The 19,744-nt window shown below is 66.6% G+C and carries 19 protein-coding genes; 14 read left to right on the top strand and 5 right to left on the bottom strand.

Translation table 11 applies throughout. From position 1 onward, the window contains the following. Nucleotide 1 precedes the first annotated feature (1 nt). The 14 genes from L5G32_RS04035 (at nucleotide 2) to L5G32_RS03970 (ending at nucleotide 15,504) form a co-directional block, all read left to right on the top strand. Nucleotides 2-556 (top strand): NuoB/complex I 20 kDa subunit family protein, encoded by a 555-nt coding sequence (locus L5G32_RS04035; protein ID WP_237009742.1) that lies wholly within the window; start codon nucleotides 2-4, stop codon nucleotides 554-556. After that, the gene (locus tag L5G32_RS04030) at nucleotides 553-1,245 is read left to right on the top strand and encodes an NADH-quinone oxidoreductase subunit C (protein ID WP_237009741.1); all 693 of its coding nucleotides are present in this window, start codon (nucleotides 553-555) and stop codon (nucleotides 1,243-1,245) included. Before L5G32_RS04035 ends, L5G32_RS04030 begins: the two co-directional genes overlap by 4 nt. Continuing rightward, nucleotides 1,245-2,546 (top strand): NADH dehydrogenase (quinone) subunit D, encoded by a 1,302-nt coding sequence (gene nuoD / locus L5G32_RS04025; RefSeq protein WP_237009740.1) that lies wholly within the window; start codon nucleotides 1,245-1,247, stop codon nucleotides 2,544-2,546. The genes L5G32_RS04030 and nuoD overlap by 1 nt, the downstream gene beginning before the upstream one ends. Continuing rightward, entirely contained in the window at nucleotides 2,543-3,211 is a 669-nt protein-coding gene (nuoE, locus tag L5G32_RS04020; RefSeq protein ID WP_237009739.1) for an NADH-quinone oxidoreductase subunit NuoE, read from the top strand. The genes nuoD and nuoE overlap by 4 nt, the downstream gene beginning before the upstream one ends. Further along, nucleotides 3,208-4,548 (top strand): NADH-quinone oxidoreductase subunit NuoF, encoded by a 1,341-nt coding sequence (gene nuoF, locus L5G32_RS04015; RefSeq protein WP_237009738.1) that lies wholly within the window; start codon nucleotides 3,208-3,210, stop codon nucleotides 4,546-4,548. The genes nuoE and nuoF overlap by 4 nt, the downstream gene beginning before the upstream one ends. Next, nucleotides 4,545-6,908, top strand: coding sequence for an NADH-quinone oxidoreductase subunit G (locus L5G32_RS04010; protein ID WP_237009737.1), 2,364 nt, complete (start codon nucleotides 4,545-4,547; stop codon nucleotides 6,906-6,908). Before nuoF ends, L5G32_RS04010 begins: the two co-directional genes overlap by 4 nt. After that, a complete protein-coding gene (gene nuoH, locus L5G32_RS04005; protein ID WP_237009736.1) occupies nucleotides 6,905-8,335 on the top strand; it encodes an NADH-quinone oxidoreductase subunit NuoH in 1,431 nt (476 codons plus the stop codon). Before L5G32_RS04010 ends, nuoH begins: the two co-directional genes overlap by 4 nt. After that, nucleotides 8,335-8,844, top strand: a complete 510-nt coding sequence (nuoI, locus tag L5G32_RS04000) for an NADH-quinone oxidoreductase subunit NuoI (protein ID WP_237009735.1) — start codon at nucleotides 8,335-8,337, stop codon at nucleotides 8,842-8,844. The genes nuoH and nuoI overlap by 1 nt, the downstream gene beginning before the upstream one ends. Further along, on the top strand, nucleotides 8,841-9,674 hold the full coding sequence (locus tag L5G32_RS03995; protein WP_237009734.1) for an NADH-quinone oxidoreductase subunit J: 834 nt from the start codon (nucleotides 8,841-8,843) through the stop codon (nucleotides 9,672-9,674). The genes nuoI and L5G32_RS03995 overlap by 4 nt, the downstream gene beginning before the upstream one ends. Continuing rightward, nucleotides 9,671-9,970 carry an NADH-quinone oxidoreductase subunit NuoK gene (gene nuoK / locus L5G32_RS03990; RefSeq protein ID WP_237009733.1) on the top strand — a complete coding sequence of 100 codons (300 nt, stop codon included), beginning with the start codon at nucleotides 9,671-9,673 and terminating at the stop codon, nucleotides 9,968-9,970. Before L5G32_RS03995 ends, nuoK begins: the two co-directional genes overlap by 4 nt. 4 nt (nucleotides 9,971-9,974) lie before the next feature. Next, the gene (gene nuoL / locus L5G32_RS03985) at nucleotides 9,975-11,876 is read left to right on the top strand and encodes an NADH-quinone oxidoreductase subunit L (protein ID WP_237009732.1); all 1,902 of its coding nucleotides are present in this window, start codon (nucleotides 9,975-9,977) and stop codon (nucleotides 11,874-11,876) included. Beyond that, on the top strand, nucleotides 11,873-13,402 hold the full coding sequence (locus tag L5G32_RS03980) for an NADH-quinone oxidoreductase subunit M (RefSeq protein WP_237009731.1): 1,530 nt from the start codon (nucleotides 11,873-11,875) through the stop codon (nucleotides 13,400-13,402). The genes nuoL and L5G32_RS03980 overlap by 4 nt, the downstream gene beginning before the upstream one ends. Continuing rightward, the gene (gene nuoN / locus L5G32_RS03975) at nucleotides 13,399-15,054 is read left to right on the top strand and encodes an NADH-quinone oxidoreductase subunit NuoN (RefSeq protein WP_237009730.1); all 1,656 of its coding nucleotides are present in this window, start codon (nucleotides 13,399-13,401) and stop codon (nucleotides 15,052-15,054) included. Before L5G32_RS03980 ends, nuoN begins: the two co-directional genes overlap by 4 nt. Before the next feature lie 117 nt (nucleotides 15,055-15,171). Next, nucleotides 15,172-15,504 (top strand): TfoX/Sxy family protein, encoded by a 333-nt coding sequence (locus L5G32_RS03970; RefSeq protein ID WP_237009729.1) that lies wholly within the window; start codon nucleotides 15,172-15,174, stop codon nucleotides 15,502-15,504. A gap of 7 nt (nucleotides 15,505-15,511) precedes the next feature. Here the strand turns inward: L5G32_RS03970 and L5G32_RS03965 are convergent, their stop codons facing one another. The 5 genes from L5G32_RS03965 to L5G32_RS03945 form a co-directional block, all read right to left on the bottom strand. Beyond that, nucleotides 15,512-15,790 (bottom strand): 4a-hydroxytetrahydrobiopterin dehydratase, encoded by a 279-nt coding sequence (locus tag L5G32_RS03965; RefSeq protein ID WP_237009728.1) that lies wholly within the window; start codon nucleotides 15,788-15,790, stop codon nucleotides 15,512-15,514. Nucleotides 15,791-15,822: 32 nt separating this feature from the next. Next, the gene (locus L5G32_RS03960; RefSeq protein ID WP_237009727.1) at nucleotides 15,823-16,650 is read right to left on the bottom strand and encodes a DUF4190 domain-containing protein; all 828 of its coding nucleotides are present in this window, start codon (nucleotides 16,648-16,650) and stop codon (nucleotides 15,823-15,825) included. Nucleotides 16,651-16,741: 91 nt separating this feature from the next. Then, the gene (locus L5G32_RS03955) at nucleotides 16,742-16,996 is read right to left on the bottom strand and encodes a hypothetical protein (protein WP_237009726.1); all 255 of its coding nucleotides are present in this window, start codon (nucleotides 16,994-16,996) and stop codon (nucleotides 16,742-16,744) included. 292 nt (nucleotides 16,997-17,288) lie between these two features. Continuing rightward, nucleotides 17,289-18,698 (bottom strand): HNH endonuclease signature motif containing protein, encoded by a 1,410-nt coding sequence (locus L5G32_RS03950; protein WP_237009725.1) that lies wholly within the window; start codon nucleotides 18,696-18,698, stop codon nucleotides 17,289-17,291. A 247-nt stretch (nucleotides 18,699-18,945) separates the two neighbouring features. Beyond that, the gene (locus tag L5G32_RS03945; RefSeq protein WP_237009724.1) at nucleotides 18,946-19,704 is read right to left on the bottom strand and encodes an IclR family transcriptional regulator; all 759 of its coding nucleotides are present in this window, start codon (nucleotides 19,702-19,704) and stop codon (nucleotides 18,946-18,948) included. Nucleotides 19,705-19,744 lie beyond the last annotated feature (40 nt).

The raw sequence follows: 19,744 nt of genomic DNA, 5'->3' as shown, positions 1-19,744 counted from the left end.
TGTGGGAATCGAAGAGAAGCTTCCCGGCGGTCTGCTGCTGACCACCGTCGAGAAGCTCGCCGGATACATGCGCCGCGGATCACTGTGGCCCGCGACGTTCGGGCTGGCGTGCTGCGCCATCGAGATGATGGCGTCGACGTCGGGACGCTACGACATCGCACGGTTCGGCATGGAGGCGTTCCGTGCGTCGCCGCGACAGGCCGATCTGATGATCGTCGCAGGTCGTGTCAGCCAGAAGATGGCTCCCGTCCTCCGTCAGATCTACGACCAGATGGCCGAACCGAAATGGGTCATCGCGATGGGTGTGTGCGCCTCGTCGGGCGGCATGTTCAACAACTATGCGGTGGTGCAGGGCGTCGACCACGTCGTCCCGGTGGACATCTACCTTCCGGGCTGCCCGCCGCGACCGGAGATGCTGCTCAACGCGATCCTCACCCTCCACGAGCAGATCGGGCAGATGCCCCTGGGCGTGCACCGCGAGGAGGCGATCCGTGCCACCGAGGAAGCCGCACTCGCGTCCAAGCCGACGATCGAGTTCACGGGACTCCTTCGATGAGCGGGGAGCTCTCCACCGGGCGCGACGGCCCGGAGGTCATCGCTACCCGGCGCGGGTTGTTCGGCGCGTCCGACTCCGGCGACACCTCCGGGTACGGCTGTCTGGTGGCCCCGATCACGGTTCCCGGCAACACCGAGCGCCCGTTCGGCGGCTACTTCGACGAGGTGGCCGACGCCCTCGCTGACGGTCTGGCCGAGCACGGCCTCGCCTTCGACGACGCGGTGCCCAAGTGTGTGATCTATCGGGACCAGATGACGATCCACGTGCACCGGACCCACCTGCAGGCGGTGGCTGCGACGCTGCGGGACGACCCGGCACTGCGCTTCGAACTGTGCCTCGGCGTCTCCGGCGTCCACTACCCGGAGGAGACCGGCCGCGAATTGCACGCCGTCTACCCGCTGCGGTCGATCACCCACAACCGGGCGGTCTCACTCGAAGTGACCGCACCCGACGACGACCCGCACCTTCCGAGCCTGTTCCGGATCTATCCGACGACCGACTGGCACGAACGGGAGACCTACGACTTCTTCGGCCTGATCTTCGACGGCCACCCGTCGTTGACCCGGATCGAGATGCCAGACGACTGGGACGGGCACCCGCAGCGCAAGGACTATCCGCTGGGCGGCATCCCCGTCGAATACAAGGGCGCCACCATCGCTCCTCCTGACCAGCGGAGGTCGTACCACTGATGACCGACACCTTCACCGTCACCGGGAACGACTGGCAGGACATCGTCACCGCAGTCGCCGACCGGGCAGCCGAGAGCACGGGGGACGAACGGATCGTCGTCAACATGGGACCGCAGCACCCGTCGACGCACGGCGTGCTGCGCCTGATCCTCGAGATCGAGGGCGAGACCGTCACCGAAGCCCGCTGCGGCGTCGGCTTCCTGCACACCGGGATCGAGAAGAACCTCGAGTTCCGCACCTGGACGCAGGGCGTCACGTTCGTGACCCGGATGGACTATCTGTCGCCGTTCTTCAACGAGGTCGCCTACTGTCTCGCCGTCGAGAAGCTGCTCGGGATCACCGACGACATCCCGCCGCGCGCCGACGTCATCCGAGTGATCCTGATGGAACTCAACCGGATCGCCTCCCATCTGGTGGCGCTCGCGACCGGCGGCATGGAGTTGGGCGCCGTGACCCCGATGTTCCTCGGCTTCGGGGCGCGCGAGGAGATCCTCGACGTGTTCGAGGAGATCACCGGGCTGCGCATGAATCACGCGTTCGTGCGCCCCGGCGGGGTCGCCGCCGACCTTCCCGACGGCATCGCCGACCGCATCACGGCGGTCTTGGACCGGCTGCCTGCGCAGATCGGCGAGGTCGAGGCACTGCTGAGCGAGAACTACATCTGGAAGGCCCGGACCAAAGGCATCGGCTACCTCGATCTCACCGGATGCATGGCGCTCGGTGTCACCGGGCCGGTGCTCCGCTCCACCGGCCTCCCCTACGACCTGCGCAAGAGTTCGCCCTACTGCGGCTACGAGGACTACGACTTCGACGTCGTCACCGACACCACCTGCGACTCGTACGGGCGGTACGCCATCCGCATCGAGGAGATGAAGCAGTCCATCCGCATCGTCCGCCAGGCCCTGGACAAGCTGGAGCCCGGGCCGGTGATGGTCGCCGACCGCAAGCTCGCATGGCCAGCCGACCTTGCCGTCGGACCGGACGGCTACGGCAACTCCCCCGAGCACATCGCCGAGATCATGGGCACCTCGATGGAGTCGCTGATCCACCACTTCAAACTCGTCACCGAAGGAATGCGCGTGCCCGCCGGACAGTGCTACGTGTCCATCGAATCGCCGCGCGGTGAGCTCGGCGTCCACATGGTGTCCGACGGCGGGACGCGCCCCTACCGGGTCCATTACCGCGACCCGTCGTTCACCAACCTGCAGGCCGTCGCGGCCATGTGCGAAGGCGGACTGATCGCCGACGTCATCACCGCCGTCGCCAGCATCGACCCGGTGATGGGAGGAGTGGACCGATGAGTGCCGAACCACTGGACCGGCGGCCGCTGCCGCTCGTGTTCTCGACGTCGGAGCCGACGCCGCCGATCGAGTTCAGCGGACCGCAGGCCTACCCGACCGACGTCGTCGAGACGTTGCGGCCCCAAGCCGAGGAGATCGTCGCACGCTACCCGCAGTCGAGGTCGGCGCTGCTGCCGCTTCTTCACCTGGTGCAGAGCGTCGACGGCTACCTCACCCGAGCGGGCATCAGGTTCTGTGCCGACCAGTTGCGACTCACGACGGCGCAGGTCGCATCCGTCGCCACGTTCTACACGATGTACCGGCTCGAACCGACCGGCGACTACCTGGTCGGTGTCTGCACCAACACGCTGTGCGCAGTGATGGGCGGCGACTCGATCGCCGCGCGCCTGACCGAGAAGGTCGGCGTCGAGGACGGGCAGACCACCGAGGACGGCGCGATCACCGTTGAGCGCATCGAGTGCAATGCGGCCTGCGACCACGCGCCGGTGGTGATGGTGAACTGGGAGTTCTTCGACGAACAGACTCCGGAGTCCGTCGACGCGCTGGTCGACGACCTGCGGGCCGGAAAACCGCCTGCACCGAGTCGCGGCGCATCGTCGCTGTGCACGTTCCGGCAGACCGCACGACTCCTGGCCGGACTTCCCGAGACCGGTGATGCGTCATGATCGCCATCGACCTCCCCACGCCGGGCGCCGAGCCCGCCGAGGCGCCCGTCCTCTCGCGCCACTGGTCCGACGACGAACCGTGGTTGCTGCGAAACTATGTGCACCGCAACGGGTACCAGGGACTCAAGGTGGCCCTGCAGATGGCTCCGGACGACGTCATCGACATGGTCAAGGCCTCGGGTCTTCGCGGTCGCGGCGGTGCAGGCTTCCCCGTCGGCACCAAGTGGTCGTTCATCCCGCAGCGCGAAGAACGGCCTAAACCGCACTATCTGGTGGTCAACGCGGACGAGTCCGAGCCCGGCACCTGCAAGGACATGCCGCTCATGTTGGCGACGCCGCACATGCTCGTCGAAGGCGTGATCATCGCGGCGTACGCGATCCGTGCCCGACACGCGTTCATCTATGTGCGAGGCGAGGTCGCATCCGTCATCCGCCGGCTGCGGGACGCTGTCGCCGAGGCGTACGAGATCGGGGTGCTCGGGAAGAACATCTTCGGATCGGGCTTCGACCTGGACCTCGTCGTCCACGCGGGGGCAGGCGCCTACATCTGCGGCGAGGAGACCGCCCTGCTCGACTCCCTCGAAGGACGGCGCGGCCAACCGCGTCTGCGGCCGCCGTTCCCGGCGAGCGAAGGCCTCTACGCGAGCCCGACCGTCGTCAACAACGTCGAGTCCATTGCGAGCGTCCCCGCGATCCTGCGCAACGGCGTCGACTGGTTCCGCGAGATGGGCACCGAGAAGTCGCCCGGCTTCACCCTGTACTCGCTGTCCGGTCACGTGACCCGACCCGGCCAGTACGAAGCGCCCCTTGGCATCACGCTCCGCGAACTCCTGGAGCGAGCGGGCGGGATGCGCGCGGGACACGAGCTCAAGTTCTGGACGCCGGGCGGATCGTCGACGCCGATGTTCACTGCCGAGCACCTCGACGTCCCACTCGACTACGAGGGAGTCGCCGAAGCCGGGTCGATGCTCGGCACCAAGGCGATCCAGCTGTTCGACGAGACCACGTGCGTGGTGCGCGCGGTGCTGCGCTGGACCGAGTTCTACAAGCACGAGTCGTGCGGCAAGTGCACGCCGTGCCGCGAAGGAACGTACTGGCTCGTGCAGATCCTGCAGCGCATCGAGGACGGGACGGGGACCCAAGCCGACATCGATCTCCTCGCCGAGACCACCGGCAACGTCGTCGGCAAGAGTTTCTGCGCGCTCGGCGACGGCGCGGGCAGTCCCATCACGTCCTCTCTGCAGTACTTCCGCGACGAGTACGACGCCCACCTGACCGGCGGCTGCCCGTTCGACCCCGCATTGTCGACGGTGTTCGCGAACGGAGGCTCGGCATGACCGACAGTGTTCCCGACAGCGATCTGGTGACCCTCGTGATCGACGACGTCGAGGTCTCGGTTCCCAAGGGCACGTTGGTGATCCGTGCCGCCGAGATGATCGGGGTCGACATCCCCCGGTTCTGCGACCACCCGCTTCTGGATCCCGTCGGGGCCTGCCGCCAGTGCCTCGTCGAGATCGAGGGCATGCGCAAGCCGATGGCGTCGTGCACCACTGTGGTCAGTCCCGACATGGTGGTCCGCACCCAGCATTCCTCGCTCGAGGCCGCATCGGCGCAGCGCGGTGTGATGGAACTGCTGCTCATCAACCATCCTCTCGACTGCCCGACCTGTGACAAGGGCGGCGAGTGCCCCCTGCAGAACCAGGCGATGTCGGCGGGACGTCCCGTCTCGCGGTTCGGTGGAACCAAACGGACCTACACGAAGCCGGTGGCTCTGTCCTCCGAAGTCCTCCTCGATCGCGAGCGGTGCGTTCTGTGCGCACGCTGCACCCGATTCTCCGAACAGATCGCGGGCGACCCGCTGATCGAGCTCGCCGATCGCGGTGCGCTGCAACAGGTCTCGGCGTACGCCGATGACCCGTTCACGTCGTACTTCTCCGGGAACACCGTGCAGATCTGCCCGGTCGGCGCGCTGACCGGCGCCGCCTACCGGTTCCGGTCCCGCCCGTTCGATCTGACGTCGTCGCCGAGCGTCTGTGAGCACTGCGCATCCGGATGTGCGCAACGCACCGACCATCGACGCGGAAAGGTGTTGCGCCGCTTGGCAGGCGACGACCCCGACGTGAACGAGGAGTGGAACTGCGACAAGGGTCGGTGGGCGCACGCGTACGTCGACGAGCCCGACCGGATCTCGACTCCGATGGTGCGCGGCGACGACGGCGTTCTTGCTCCGGCGTCGTGGCCGCACGCACTGACCGTCGCCGCGAGGCGTCTCGCCGACACTCGCGCCGGTGTCCTCGTCGGTGGTCGCGCCACCGTCGAAGACGCGTACGCCTACGGCAAATTCGCCCGCGCCGCGCTCGGGACCTCCGACGTCGACTTCCGCGCGCGCCTGCAGTCCGATGAGGAGACCGATTTTCTGGCCGCGCATGTCGCGGGCACCGGTGTCGGCGTCACCTACGCCGACCTCGAAGCCGCCCCGGTCGTCGTACTCGCCGGGTTCGAGCCCGAAGAGGAGTCGCCGATCGTCTTCCTGCGCCTGCGCAAAGCCGCACGGACCCGCGGACAGCGGATTCACACGGTCGCACCGTGGCTCAGCGGCGGCGCGCAGAAGATGTCGGCGACGCTGATCGACTGCGTTCCGGGTGATGAGGCCCGCGTGCTGCGCGGGGCCGCGGTCACCGAAGCTCTCGCCGAGCCAGGCGCGATCCTGATCGTCGGGGAACGCCTCGCGGGCAGCCCGGGCGCTCTGACCGCCGCCGCCGAGTCGGGCGCAAAGCTGGCCTGGATCCCCCGCCGCGCAGGTGAGCGAGGAGCGCTCGACGTCGGCGCGGCGCCCAACCTGCTCCCCGCCGGACGACCCGTGTCGTCGGCGCAGGCCCGCGACGAGATCGCAGGCGTCTGGGGCGTCGAGATCCCCGAGGAGCCCGGGCGGTCCACGTCGAAGATCCTGGACGCTCTCATCGCAGGCGACCTCGATACCGTCGTCGTCGGCGGCGTGGAACTCGACGACCTTCCCGATCCAGCCGCAGCCGCCGATGCGATCCGCGCGGCATCGTTCGTGGTGAGTCTGGAGCAGCGCGAGTCGGCGACGACTGCCCTCGCCGACGTCGTCCTACCGGTGGCGGCAGCACCCGAGAAGTCGGGGACGTTCGTCGACTGGGAGGGGCGTCCGCGACCGTTCGCCACCGCGCTGCCGGTCGAGTCAGGAAGCGTCTCCCTGTCGGATCACCGTGTGCTGCACGCACTCTCGGCGGAGATGGGAGTGAACCTGAACTGTGACGACGCCGAGTCGATCCACGACGAGTTCGCCCGGATCGGCGCCTGGTCCGGTCCGCGCCACGTCACCGAGCCGGTCCCGCCCTCGACTGCGAGCGAGTCCGACACTCGGCGAGTGGTCGTGGCCTCGTGGCGGATGCTCCTCGATCTCGGCCGGATGCAGGACGGCGAACCGCACTTGGCCGGAACGGCGCGAGAGCCGGTCGCACGACTCGCGCAAGTCACTGCCGACCGATTCGGTCTCACCGACGGACAGCCGCTGACGGTCTCGACCGAACACGGCTCCATCACTCTGCCCCTCGAGATCACCGAGATGCCCGACGGAGTCGTCTGGCTGCCGATGAACTCACCGGGCTCCCGCCTGTATCCGACCCTGCGGGCCTGCGCAGGCGACGCCGTCGACGTCGAGGGGGCTTCATGACAACAGCCACCGACTACCCAACGCTCGCCGACTTCGGTTACGACCCGTGGTGGCTGATGCTCGCGAAGGCGATCGGCGTGTTCGCCTTCCTCGTCGTCACCGTCCTCGCCGGGATCCTCATCGAACGCAAGATCATGGCGCGCATGCAGCGGCGTCTCGGACCGAACCGGGTGGGTCCGGGCGGTCTCCTGCAGTCGCTGGCCGACGGCGTGAAGCTCGCGTTGAAGGAGGGCATCACGCCGGCGGGCGTGGACAAGGTGATCTATCTTCTGGCCCCCGTCATCGCCGTGATCCCCGCGTTCACCGCGTTCGCCGTCATCCCGATGGGACCGGAGGTGTCGGTGTTCGGGCACCGCACCCCGTTGCAGCTGACCGATCTACCTGTCGGCGTGCTCTACGTCCTGGCGATCACGTCGATCGGCGTCTACGGGATCATCCTCGCCGGCTGGGCGTCCAGCTCGACGTATCCGCTGCTCGGCGGTCTGCGCTCGACGGCCCAGGTGATCTCGTACGAGATCGCGATGGGCCTCTCGTTCGCCTCGGTGTTCCTGATCTCGGCGACGATGTCGACGTCGGAGATCGTCGGCGGACAACAGCATCACTGGTACATCCTTCTCGTGCTCCCGGCGTTCGTGATCTACCTGATCTCGATGGTCGGCGAGACCAACCGCGCGCCGTTCGATCTCCCCGAGGCCGAAGGCGAACTCGTCGGCGGCTTCCACACCGAGTACTCGTCGCTCAAGTTCGCGATGTTCATGCTCGCCGAATACGTCAACATGGCGACGGTGTCGGCGCTGGCCACCACCCTGTTCCTCGGCGGGTGGCAGGCCCCATGGCCCATCAGCGTATGGGACGGCGCGAACTCCGGTTGGTGGCCGCTGCTGTGGTTCACCGCCAAGATGTGGTGCTTCCTGTTCATGTTCTTCTGGCTGCGGACGGCCCTGCCGCGTCTGCGTTACGACCAGTTCATGAACCTCGGGTGGAAGGTGCTGATCCCGGTCGCCCTCGGCTGGGTCCTGGTGGTCGGCGTCATCGACCAGGCCACGCGCGGCCAGTCCGACCTCGTGACCTCACTGATCCTCGCCGCCGCCGGGATCTGCGTCACCGCTCTGCTGATCTACGCGATCGCCTCCATCAGCCGGTCGAGCGACCCCTCCCGCCCGTCGAGCGACCCCGCCCGCCGGTCGAGCTCCTCCTCCCGCTGGTCGAGCGGAGTCGAGACCCCTCGCCCGTCGAGCGACTCCCCACGCCGGTCGAGCGGAGTCGAGACCTCCCGCCCGTCGAGCGACCCCTCCCGCCGGTCGAGCGGAGTCGAGACCTTCGACCCGATGGCAGGCAGCTTCCCCGTTCCACCCCTACCCGGCCAGACGCTGCCGGAGGGTGCTCTAGACAAGAAGATCGCGGTCGATCAGAAGGGAGCCCCGTGATGCCCGAGATCCCGGACAACCTGAAGCCAGTCGCCGGTTTCGGCACGACGTTCGCGTCGATGTTCCGCAAGCCGACCACCGAGCAGTACCCGGAGGAACGCAAGCCCGCACCGCCCCGCTACCACGGGCGGCACCAACTCAACCGGTACGACGACGGGTTGGAGAAGTGCATCGGGTGCGAACTGTGTGCGTGGGCGTGCCCGGCCGACGCGATCTTCGTCGAAGGCGCGGACAACACCGAAGAGGAGCGGTACTCGCCGGGCGAACGGTACGGGCGGGTGTACCAGATCAACTATCTGCGCTGTATCGGCTGCGGTCTGTGCATCGAGGCGTGCCCGACGCGGGCCCTCACGATGACCGGCGACTACGAGATGGTCGGCACCGACCGCGACGACATGATCTACGAGAAGGACCGCCTGCTCGCTCCGCTCACCGAGTCGATGACCGAGCCCCCGCATCCGATGGCCGAGGGGTCGCGTCCCGAGAACTACTACCGCGGTGAGATATGACGACGACGCTCGCCGCGGGACTCGCGTCGACCTCTGGCACTGAGGCAGTCACTTTCTGGATTCTGGGCGTCATCGTGGTGATCGGTGCGCTCGGCGTCGTCCTGAGCCCGAAAGCCGTGTACTCGGCGGTGTTTCTGGCGATGACGATGATCATCTTCGCCGTCTTCTACGTGATGCAGGGAGCATTGTTCCTTGGCGTGGTCCAGGTTGTTGTGTACACGGGCGCAGTGATGATGCTGTTCCTGTTCGTTTTGATGCTGATCGGCGTCGACTCGTCCGATTCGCTCGTCGAAGCCGTTCGCGGACAGCGCATCGTCGCGATCGGACTGTCGCTGGGGTTCGGTGTGCTGCTGGTGGCGGCTATCGGGTCGGCGAGTATCGCGCCGTTCGTCGGGGCTCCCGATTTGAGTCACGGCACGGCGCCCGGTGGCGGCAATGAGAACATCCGAGCACTCGCCGAGATCATCTTCGTCCGCTACCTGTGGGCGTTCGAGTTGACCGGCGCGCTCTTGATCACGGCGACGCTCGGCGCGATGGTGCTCGCCCACCGCCAGCGAACGGGGCCGGTTCAAGGCCAGCGTGAACTGTCCGTCGAGCGGTTCAAACGAGGCGGTCAGGTCACGCCGCTCCCCGCGCCTGGCGTGTACGCCCGCCACAACGCCGTCGACATCCCCGGTCGTCTGCCCGACGGCAGCCCGTCGCGTCTATCGGTCAACCAGCGTCTCACTCCTCGCGTCGTCGGCCCGTCGGGCAATGCCATCACCGCTGCCCCCACCGCTGGTCGAGCGACGACGAGACCTGAGCCCCGCGCCGAGGAGCCGCCCCGATGAGCCCCGCGGCCTACCTGTACCTCGCGGCCATCGTCTTCGCGATCGGCGCAGCGGGAGTCTTGTTGCGCCGCAACGCGATCGTCGTCTTCATGTGTGTGGAGCTCATGTTGAACGCAGCCAATCTGGCGTTCGTGACGTTCGCTCGCATGCACGGCAGCTTCGACGGTCAGGTCATTGCCTTCTTCACCATGGTGGTGGCCGCAGCCGAAGTGGTGATCGGTCTGGCGATCATCATGACCATCTTCCGTACTCGTCGGTCCGCTTCGGTGGACGACGCCGACCTGTTGAGGCGGTGACGGCATGGATCAAGCACTGACCGGACATCTGCTCTGGCTGATCCCCGCGCTGCCCGCGTTCGGCGCGGCGCTGGTGCTGATCGTCGGTCGTCGGACGCAGGCGTGGGCGCATCTGGCGACCACAGCGCTCTCGTCGACGTCGGCGGTCCTCGCGATCGTCATGTGGATCGCGATGACGGGCCGTGACGCCGCCGACAAGGCTGCGTCGAGCGACCTCTACTCGTGGGTCCCGGTCGGCGACCTCCAGGTCGACTTCGGGATGCGCTTGGACCAGTTGTCGATGTGCTTCGTCTTGTTGATCACGGTCGTCGGATCGCTCATCCACGTCTATTCGATCGGCTACATGCGGGACGATCCGGACCGCTATCGATTCTTCGCCTATCTGAATCTGTTCGTCGCGGCGATGCTGATCCTGGTCTTGTCGAACAACTATCTCGGGCTGTATCTGGGCTGGGAGGGTGTCGGCGTCGCGTCGTACCTGTTGATCGGCTTCTGGCAGCACAAGCCGGCCGCCGCCACGGCAGCCAAGAAGGCCTTCGTGATGAACCGGGTCGGCGACATGGGTCTGGCGATCGCCATGATGCTGATGTTCTCGACGTTCGGCTCGGTGAATTTCGACGACGTGTTCGCGCAGGCGTCGTCGGCGAGCGAGGCGACGCTGACGGGCATCGGGTTCATGCTGCTGTTGGCGGCGTGCGGAAAGTCGGCGCAGGTGCCGTTGCAGGCGTGGCTCGGCGACGCGATGGAGGGTCCGACACCGGTGTCGGCACTGATCCACGCGGCGACGATGGTCACCGCTGGCGTCTATCTGATCACGCGCTCGGGGCCGATCTTCGATCTCGCACCGAACGCGCAGACCGGCGTCGTGGTGGTCGGCGCGGTGACGCTGCTGTTCGGGGCGATCGTCGGCTGCGCCAAGGACGACATCAAGAAGGCGCTCGCCGCGTCGACGATGAGCCAGATCGGTTACATGGTGTTGGCTGCCGGTCTCGGTCCGGCGGGCTACGCGTTCGCGATCATGCACCTGCTGACGCACGGCTTCTTCAAGGCCGGTCTGTTCCTGGGCGCGGGCTCGATCATGCACTCGATGGACGACGAGACGGACATGCGGCGGTACGGCGGACTGTGGCGGGTCATGCCGATCACGTTCGCCACGTTCGGTCTCGGCTATCTGGCGATCATCGGGATCCCGCCGTTCTCGGGCTTCTTCTCCAAGGACGGGATCATCGAGGCCGCCCTCGCCGCAGGCGGCACGCGCGGCGTCGCACTCGGCGCTGCGACGATCATCGGTGCGGCGGTCACGGCCTTCTACATGACGCGCGTGATGGTCATGACGTTCTTCGGACCCCGTCGGTGGCGGGACGAGGCTCACCCGCACGAGTCCGGTGCGTCGATGACGGCTCCGATGATCGCGTTGGCCATCGGCTCGGTGGGCGCGGGCGGACTTCTGGCGATCGGTGGGACGCTGCAGGACTGGCTCGCGCCGGTCGTCGGTGACGCGCCCGAGCATCATGCGGGGATCCCGGTGTGGGTCGTCACGGTGATCGTGCTGGTGTGCGTCGTCGCGGGTGCGGCGGTCGCCTGGTTCCAGTACGGGCGCACCCCGATCCCGGCGACGGCCCCGGACGATGTCTCGGCGCTTACGCTCGCCGCACGCGCCGACCTCTACGGCGACGCGTTCAACGAGAGAGTGTTCGCCGGCCCGGGCGCCGCCGCGACCGCCGCACTCGTCGCCGTCGAAGACCGTGGCCTCGGTGCGGTGCCGTCCGGCGTGGGCTCCGCGGTGACCGGAGCGTCGGAAGTTACTCGGCGCGCGCAGAACGGGTTCGTGCGGTCGTACGCACTGTCGATCCTGGCGGGCACCGTGGTGATCGCCGCCCTGACTCTGGTGGTGAACGTACTGTGACGATGCCCTGGCTCACTGTGTTGTGGCTGCTGCCCGCCGTCGCGTCCGTGGTCGTGATGCTGCTGCCCGCCGAGCGTGCGGCGCGGGCCAAGACGACGGGCGTCGGAGCGTCGTTGATCGTGCTCGTCTGGGCGGTGATCCTGGCGTTCCGCTTCGATTCGGGTGGCGGGCGCTTCCAATTGACCGAGGACCTGAGTTGGATTCCGGAGTTCGGCGCGCGCTACTCGCTCGGCCTCGACGGTCTGGGGCTCGCGTTGATCCTGTTGACGGCTGCGTTGACTCCCCTGCTGCTGCTCGCGGGATGGCGGGACGCCGACTCGCCGGGCAGCGGGCGTCGCGCGAAGTCCGTCCACATCTACGTCGCGCTACTCCTCGCCGTCGAGGCGATGGTGTTGATGAGCTTCGTCGCCACCGACGTCTTGCTGTTCTACATCTTCTTCGAGGCGATGCTCGTCCCGATGTACTTCCTGATCGGCGGTTTCGGGTCCGACGGTCCGGGCGTGCGCCCCGAGCGGTCGCGCGCGGCGGTCACGTTCCTGCTCTACAACCTGCTCGGCGGCCTGGTGATGCTCGCCGCGGTCATCGGGCTGTTCGTCGTCGCGGGCGACTTCGACTTCGTGTCCATCTCGCAGGGCGTGCGCGACGGCTCGCTGGACATGTCGTCGACGACGCAGAACCTGTTGTTCGCGGGATTCGTGTTCGCGTTCGCGGTGAAGGCTCCGTTGTGGCCGCTGCACACGTGGCTGCCGAACGCCGCTGTCTCGACGACTCCTGCGGCGGCCGTGATGATGATGGCGGTGATGGACAAGGTCGGCACGTTCGCGATGCTGCGATTCTGCGTCGGCCTGTTCCCCGACGCGTCGGCCACCTTCGCGCCACTGTTGTGCACGCTGGCGGTGATCAGCATCGTGTACGGCGCGGTGATGGCGATCGGTCAGCGCGACGTGATGCGCTTGATCGCCTACACGTCGATCTCGCATTTCGGTTTCATCGTGCTCGGCGTCTTCGCGTTGACCTCGCAAGGGCAGAGCGGCTCGGCGCTGTACATGGTCAACCACGGCGTCTCGACAGCCGCGCTGTTCCTGATCGCCGGATTCCTCGTCAGCAGGCGAGAAAGTTCGTTGATCGCCGACTACGGCGGGGTCCAGAAGATCGCGCCGGTATTGGCCGGAACGTTCCTGGTGGCCGGTCTCGCGACGTTGTCGCTCCCGGGTCTCGGCCCGTTCATCAGCGAGTTCCTCGTGTTGATCGGCACATTCGTGCGCTACCCCGTCGCCGGGATCATCGCGGCCATCGCACTCGTGCTGTCGGCGGTCTACATCCTGTGGACGTATCAACGCATGATGGGCGGTCCGGTGCGGGAGTCCAGTTCGACGATCACCGACCTCGGGATTCGGGAGAAGGTTGTCGTCGTGCCGTTGATCGCTGCGCTGCTCGTCCTCGGCTTCTATCCGCGACTGATTCTCGACTTCGTGAATCCGACCGTCGACGCGAGCATCTCGTCCGTCCATGGAGGTGACCGATGACCGTCGCTCTCGATGCACCGAGTATCGACTATTTCCGACTCTCGCCGATGCTCATCGTGTTCGGCGTCGCAGTGGTGAGCGTCCTGGTGGAGGCGTTCGTCTCATCGTCGGCCCGCTACCGCGTGCAACTGGGACTATCGTGCGCGGGTCTCGTCGCGGCGATGATCGCACTCGGCTTCGTCGCGACGTCGGCCACCGACGACTCCCCCGCGACGCGCACGTTGATGAGCGGAGCCGTCCTCGTCGACGGTCCGGGACTGTTCGTGCAGGGCGTCGTGCTGCTCGTCGCTCTCGGCGCGGTCGCATTCATGGGCGAGCGACGTCTCGATCGCGTGTGGGCGTCCGTCGAGGTCCGCACCGCCGCCGGTGAACGGATCGCTGTCGGCGGAGGACCCGACGAGGTCACCGCCGGACACGACGCCGATCTGCCTGCCGACGCCTTCACTCCGTCGGGCGCGACGGTGCCCGGCTCGGGTGACGAACTCGCCGCAGGGCGCGCGGGTTTCCTGACGACCGAGGTGTACCCGCTGACGTTGATCGCGGTCGGCGGGATGATGCTGTTCGGATCGTGCGGCGACCTCCTGACGATGTTCATCGCGCTCGAGGTGCTGTCGCTGCCGTTGTATGTGCTGTGCGGGTTGGCGCGTCGTCGCCGGTTGCTGTCGCAGGAGGCGTCGCTCAAGTACTTCCTGTTGGGGGCGTTCGCATCGGCGATCTTCTTGTTCGGCACCGCCTTCGCGTACGGCGCGAGCGGGTCGCTCTCGTTACGCGATGTCGGCGCCACGCTGTTGACCGGCGACGAGCGGACCTTCGGGATCATCGCGTTGTGTCTGATCGCCGTCGGCCTGTTGTTCAAGGTCGGAGCCGTCCCGTTCGGATCGTGGGTGCCCGACGTCTACCAGGGCGCACCGACCCCGGTGACGTCGTTGATGGCGTCGGCGACGAAGGCCGCCGCGTTCGGCGCGCTCCTACGCGTGCTGCACGTGGCGTTCCCGGACCTCGCGGACGTCGCACGTCCGGCGTTGTGGACGGTGACGATCGCGACGATGGTGATCGCGACGGTCATGGCGGTGACCCAGAGCGACGTGAAGCGCATGCTCGCGTACTCCTCGGTGAGTCATGTGGGCTTCGCTCTCGTCGGCGCCATCACGATCACCGCGGACGCGTTGGGGGCGACGCTGTTCTATGTCGCCGTCTACGCGGTGTCGGCGTTCGGCGCGTTCGCCCTGCTCTCGGTGGTGCGCGACTCGGCAGGCCGTGAGGAGGCGAATCTGTCAGCCTGGGCGGGCCTGGGCAGGCGGCATCCGCTGGTCGGCGCGATGATGTCGCTGCTCTTGCTTTCGTTCGCCGGGATCCCGTTGACGGGTGGTTTCATCGCGAAGTTCGCGGTGTTCTCGGCCGCGGGCGAGGCCGGGTCGTGGCCGTTGGTGATCGTCGGTGTCCTGTGCAGTGCGGTCGCCGCCTACTTCTACGTCCGCGTGATCGTCGCGATGTTCTTCGCCGACCCGCCCGACGACGCGCCGACCGTGTTGACACCCAGCTTGCTGACTACGATCCCGATCGCCGTGAGCGTCGGCCTGACCCTGCTGCTCGGTATCTTCCCCCAGTGGCTCCTCGACCTGACCAGCAATATCGCAACTTTCATCGGCTGATGCTCTTACCCGTCCATTTACGCTGGTCGAGCGGAGTCGAGACCACTTACGCTGGTCGAGCGGAGTCGAGACCACTTACGCTGGTCGAGCGGAGTCGAGACCCCCGAAGGAGCCCTCATGACATCCGAGCAGACCGCGCTCGTCGAGCGCCTGCGTGAATTGTTCGGCGCCGAGCCGACACTCCGTGAGGTCTCGATGTTCGGCGGCCGAGCGTTCATGGTCAACGAGAAGATGGTCGTCAGTGCGTCGAAGGACGGTTCACTCCTGGTGCGGGTCGACGCCGATCAACACGACGCGATCCTCGCCGAGGACGGCGCGACCCAGGCGACGATGGGGGCCAATCGACGGGATATGGGTCCGGGCTGGATCGACGTGTCTCCGTCCGCCCTCGCCGGCGACGGCCTGGCCCACTGGTGCGACGTCGCACTGGCGTACAACCGCGGCGCATAACTACTCGCTAGTTGATCTCCATCTCGTCGGCGATGGCCGAGATCTCGCGTGCTGCGTTGTGATCCTTCTCGGTGACCGTGTCCCCTGCATCGTGCGAGATGAGGGTCAGCGTGACTTTCGGGTAGCGAAAGTCGATGTCGGGATGATGGTTCGCGGCTTCGGCAGCGTCGACGACTCGTGTCACGAAGTCGAGGCCGCGAACCATCGATCCGGTCTGGAAGGTGGCGACGAGACCGTCAGCGGTCTCGGTCCACCGTGGGTCGGCGGTCGCATCTGAAGTAGCCATGATTCGACCATGCCATTTCCCATCGACGATGGCTACGGAACGGCGACGAACGCCTCGTCTTCGAATACGCCGAGTCCGATGCGGATCACGCCGGTGGCGTTCTTCGGGATCGCGATCTCGACGTTGCCGGTTGCAGTGCCGCCCTTGTACAGCTCGCCTTCGAGCGCGTCGGGAGCCACGGCCATCGAGTCGGACTGGTTGTAGGTCTTGCCGTCGTCACCGACGAAGGCGACTGAGATGAACTCGGCGAAGTCGGAGCCGTCACCCGTGTGGGTCACGGTCAGATTCACCAGCGCATACTCTTGGCCGGCCTTGGGCTCGTCATTGAACTCGTTCTCCGCCATCACCTGTTCAGTGGCGTCCGGCGTGAACTTGTTGACGACGACGGTCCAGTCCTTGCCGGTGAGCGTCGCACCGATCTCGGCCGGGTTCTCGCGGGATCCTGCGTCGTTGGACTGCTCTTCACCGTTCTGCGACACGGTCGCGGTGTCCGGAGTGAACGCGTCGTCGACCGCATCGCTGACGACGGTCAGGAACACCACTGCCGCGACGATCGTCCCGATGACGGAGATGACGATGGCAGAGATGGAGGTGCCCTTCTTCTGCCCCGCCTGGAACAACCCGACGATGCCGAGGATGAAGGCGACGGGCAGGAGGATCCAGCCGACGATCAGCGCGCCGGGGATGCATCCGAAGACGAAGCCGATGATCGCCGCGATCAATGCGATGCGGCCGACTGTGTTGCGGCGCTTCTCGGTTGGCGGCACCGGCGGCATGTATCCCTGCGGCGGGAACTGAGCCTGGTACTGCGGCTGGGACTGGTACTGCGGCTGGGACTGAGCGGGATCGGGGATGGTCATCGTTAAGCCTTCGTCAGCGGGAATCACCCGAAGGATTTTCGGGCATCCGCAAGGTATCGCCCAGGTACGACAATTCTGGTTCGACTACGACTCAGGGCTCCGAACGATCGCCCTGACAGATGTCGCTTTCCGCACCCGTGCCGAGCGCACTCCGCTCCCCCGCGATAGTCAGCGAACGATACGACCACACGTCGTCGCACCAGCCCAGATCGGAGGCCATCAGCCACAGTTCGGATTGCGGGTCGGACGCGCCGCTCTGCTGACTACGACTCGTCGCGACAGCGTCCTCCCCGCCCCACGACTCCCATGTGATGCCCCCGAACGTGCTCGACGCGGTCGAGTTCATCGAGATGCTATCGGGTCTCACTGTCCCGAACCCCGACGCGTACTGCTGGTAACCGTCTCGACCCAATACGGGGGCGGGCGTGAAAGCGGTCGAGATCGCCGCTGGCGCTACAGATTCCGACTCGGACCGGCTCGGATCGCCATCGACCCCAGTACAACTCGCGACAACCAGGACGACAGGGATCAACGACAATGCCCACCTCAGTTTTCCAGCCATAGCGGGACGGTATGCCCGTCGGCGGGTCGAGCCGACGGTTCTCTCCAGAATTGGACCGAACAGGGTAACGAACTGCCTACGCGGCCGCGCGCAGCTCGCCGCCCATCTCGTCGCGGGCGGCCTTCCACGCCCACGCCGCGTACAGCACTTCGGTGGCGTACCCCAGATCGAGTCGCCCGCCGTCGGTTTGAGTCACCGCGTGCGGATCAACGTGGGGATTCTCTTCCCACCCGGCGGGCGTCGAGTGCAACGGAGCCTCCGCGAGGAGGTCTCCGTGCGTTCCGCGGAACGCGAACCGCTGGCCACCGAGAGCTTCGATCGAGAACAGGCCGTTGTGGAGCGCGCGGTGATGCTGACTGCAGAGCAGGACCAGGTTGTCAGCATCGGTCGTACCGTCCTGCGACCACGGGCGTACGTGATGAACGTGCAGGTGGCGAGTCCGGTTGCAGCTGGGTGCACGGCAACCGTGGTCGCGCATCAGAACTACCCGAACGAGGGCCGCGTTCGGGACGCGACGCTTGCGGCCCCAGGTGAGGACCGGCCCCAAACGGCGCCCGCCGACGGTCATGACGTCACCCACGCCGTGCTCGACGACGCGTTGCGCGGAGCCGCACTCGATCTCATCGCGTTCCGCGGAACGCAGCTCGGGCCCTCCGTCGACGGTGGCCACCCCGTCGACCTCGTGGAACAGCACTTCTCCACCGACCGCGACTTCGGGAAGTGCAAGGCCGCTGATGACGGCGTCGGACTGCGCGAGCAGTGCAGGCGCGACGTTGTAGGGAACGTTCTGCCACAGGTCCCGGCGCAGTCGCGGCTCGACGCCGGAGTCGGCCGACGCCTCGGCCACATCACGCGCCGCAGCGATGTCGGCCTCGCTCGGAGTAGCGTCGCCGGTTGTACGCGTGCGCTCATACTCGGCGTGCACCACACCGGCGAGGAAGTGCGCACCGTCGACTGCGGTGAGGCGGGCGGTGACGGTCAGCGTGCCGTCCAGTTCCCACCGCCAGTGGGCGACGGATTCGGCGACCTCCGGCTCAGGGTACGTGCCGTCGTCGGTCAGGCCGTCTTGCTTTCGAATCGCGGAGACGAGGCGCTCGACTTGGGCTGCAGTCGCGCAGAGCGCGAACTCGGTGAGCTCCTCGTCCCGCTCCGGCGAGGCGACGCGACTGATCGCGCGGACCTTCGAGTACGAGAGCTTCCCCTCATGGAACTGCGCGTCGAGCAACGGGAGTTCCGGCAGCGCACGAGCGACGCGGACCTGCTCCTGCGCAGCGCGGAGACCGACGCCGGTCTGCCACGACAACCAGTGCGCGCACGACCGAATACCGTCAGCCGCCCAGAACTCCTTCGCGTCGAACTCGCGAACGTAGTCGAGCACGATCGCCTTCATCGCCGTCATCTGCGACGCGAACCCGACGATCCGATCGGCGAGTTCGTCTCGCGACAGTGTCGTCGGATCTGCGGGACGGAAGATTGAGACTGTCATGGCTACCTCCAGGACTAGAACACTTGTTCGATATCCTTAAGGTAGCTGCTGGGTACGACAATTCTCGCTCGCAAAAACGTTCCGCGGAACGCGGTGTTATCTGTCAGGACAACTACGCCGACTCCGCCACGACTGCCGATTCTCTAACGGATCGCAGGGTCGGACGCTCGGAGGACGTCCACTCGTTCCGACGGGACGGAGGACTGTCAACCAAAATTCTGGCCAACCGCCGACAGCATAAGATCCACTACTCCATCGCTCCGATCAGCGCCTCCGAAATGACCCCGGTCGCCTTCTCCAACGCAGCCACCGCCTTCGCGATCAGATCCTTGTTCACGCGCGCGGACGGTCCGGAAATGCCGATGGCCATCGGAGTGGGAGCGCCGGGCACTGCCATGGCCACGCAACGCACGCCGACTTCGAGTTCCTGGTCGTCGATCGCATAACCGTCGGCACGGACTCGTTCGACGTTCGCGAACACCGTCGACAATGTCGATGCACTGTGCTGCGTCGGCGCCGGGAGGCCGGACTGAGTGACGAGCTTGAGAATCCGGGCGTCGTCCAACTCGGCGAGCACGGCTTTCCCTACCCCGGAAGTGTGCAGACCGACTCGCTTACCGATCTCGTTGTTCGTGCGCATCGTGTGCAGCGACGGGACCTGACCGGTGTAGATCACCATGTCGCCGTCGAGCACCGCGAGGCTCGCCGTCTCCGACAGTTCGTCGACTAACGACTGCAGCACCGGCCCCGCGACCGCGCCGAGTTGCCGGTTGGCGACCTCCCCTAGTCGGATCAGCCTCGGCCCCAACGCATACCGCCGGTTCGGCAACTGCCGGACGTAGCCGATCCCGACCAGAGTCCGCAGCAGGCGGTGGATGGTTGGCGGCGGCAGCGGCGATTCGGCCGACAACTCGGTGAGCGAGCACTCACCGCCCGCTCGGCCGATGAGCTCCATCAACTCGAAGGCACGCTCCACTGACTGCACACCCGACGATTTCTCCGCCATGTGAACCACTTCCGGCCGACGACTTTGATTCCATTGAACT

This window comes from Gordonia zhenghanii, from assembly GCF_021738965.1.
GTDB classification, from domain to species: Bacteria; Actinomycetota; Actinomycetes; order Mycobacteriales; family Mycobacteriaceae; genus Gordonia; species Gordonia zhenghanii.
This window is presented reverse-complemented; position numbering and strand designations above follow the sequence as displayed.

What these genes read in the sequence shown, in the direction of transcription:
- nuoI (WP_237009735.1), top strand. Translation starts at nt 8,335, where the DNA reads ATGCCCGAGATCCCGGACAACCTGAAGCCAGTCGCCGGTTTCGGCACG.
- L5G32_RS03995 (WP_237009734.1), top strand. Translation starts at nt 8,841, where the DNA reads ATGACGACGACGCTCGCCGCGGGACTCGCGTCGACCTCTGGCACTGAG.
- L5G32_RS04010 (WP_237009737.1), top strand. Translation starts at nt 4,545, where the DNA reads ATGACCGACAGTGTTCCCGACAGCGATCTGGTGACCCTCGTGATCGAC.
- nuoK (WP_237009733.1), top strand. Translation starts at nt 9,671, where the DNA reads ATGAGCCCCGCGGCCTACCTGTACCTCGCGGCCATCGTCTTCGCGATC.
- nuoF (WP_237009738.1), top strand. Translation starts at nt 3,208, where the DNA reads ATGATCGCCATCGACCTCCCCACGCCGGGCGCCGAGCCCGCCGAGGCG.
- L5G32_RS03950 (WP_237009725.1), bottom strand. Translation starts at nt 18,698, where the DNA reads ATGACAGTCTCAATCTTCCGTCCCGCAGATCCGACGACACTGTCGCGA.
- nuoD (WP_237009740.1), top strand. Translation starts at nt 1,245, where the DNA reads ATGACCGACACCTTCACCGTCACCGGGAACGACTGGCAGGACATCGTC.
- L5G32_RS03965 (WP_237009728.1), bottom strand. Translation starts at nt 15,790, where the DNA reads ATGGCTACTTCAGATGCGACCGCCGACCCACGGTGGACCGAGACCGCT.
- nuoL (WP_237009732.1), top strand. Translation starts at nt 9,975, where the DNA reads ATGGATCAAGCACTGACCGGACATCTGCTCTGGCTGATCCCCGCGCTG.
- L5G32_RS03960 (WP_237009727.1), bottom strand. Translation starts at nt 16,650, where the DNA reads ATGACCATCCCCGATCCCGCTCAGTCCCAGCCGCAGTACCAGTCCCAG.
- L5G32_RS04030 (WP_237009741.1), top strand. Translation starts at nt 553, where the DNA reads ATGAGCGGGGAGCTCTCCACCGGGCGCGACGGCCCGGAGGTCATCGCT.
- L5G32_RS03945 (WP_237009724.1), bottom strand. Translation starts at nt 19,704, where the DNA reads ATGGCGGAGAAATCGTCGGGTGTGCAGTCAGTGGAGCGTGCCTTCGAG.
- nuoH (WP_237009736.1), top strand. Translation starts at nt 6,905, where the DNA reads ATGACAACAGCCACCGACTACCCAACGCTCGCCGACTTCGGTTACGAC.
- nuoE (WP_237009739.1), top strand. Translation starts at nt 2,543, where the DNA reads ATGAGTGCCGAACCACTGGACCGGCGGCCGCTGCCGCTCGTGTTCTCG.
- L5G32_RS03955 (WP_237009726.1), bottom strand. Translation starts at nt 16,996, where the DNA reads ATGAACTCGACCGCGTCGAGCACGTTCGGGGGCATCACATGGGAGTCG.
- nuoN (WP_237009730.1), top strand. Translation starts at nt 13,399, where the DNA reads ATGACCGTCGCTCTCGATGCACCGAGTATCGACTATTTCCGACTCTCG.
- L5G32_RS03970 (WP_237009729.1), top strand. Translation starts at nt 15,172, where the DNA reads ATGACATCCGAGCAGACCGCGCTCGTCGAGCGCCTGCGTGAATTGTTC.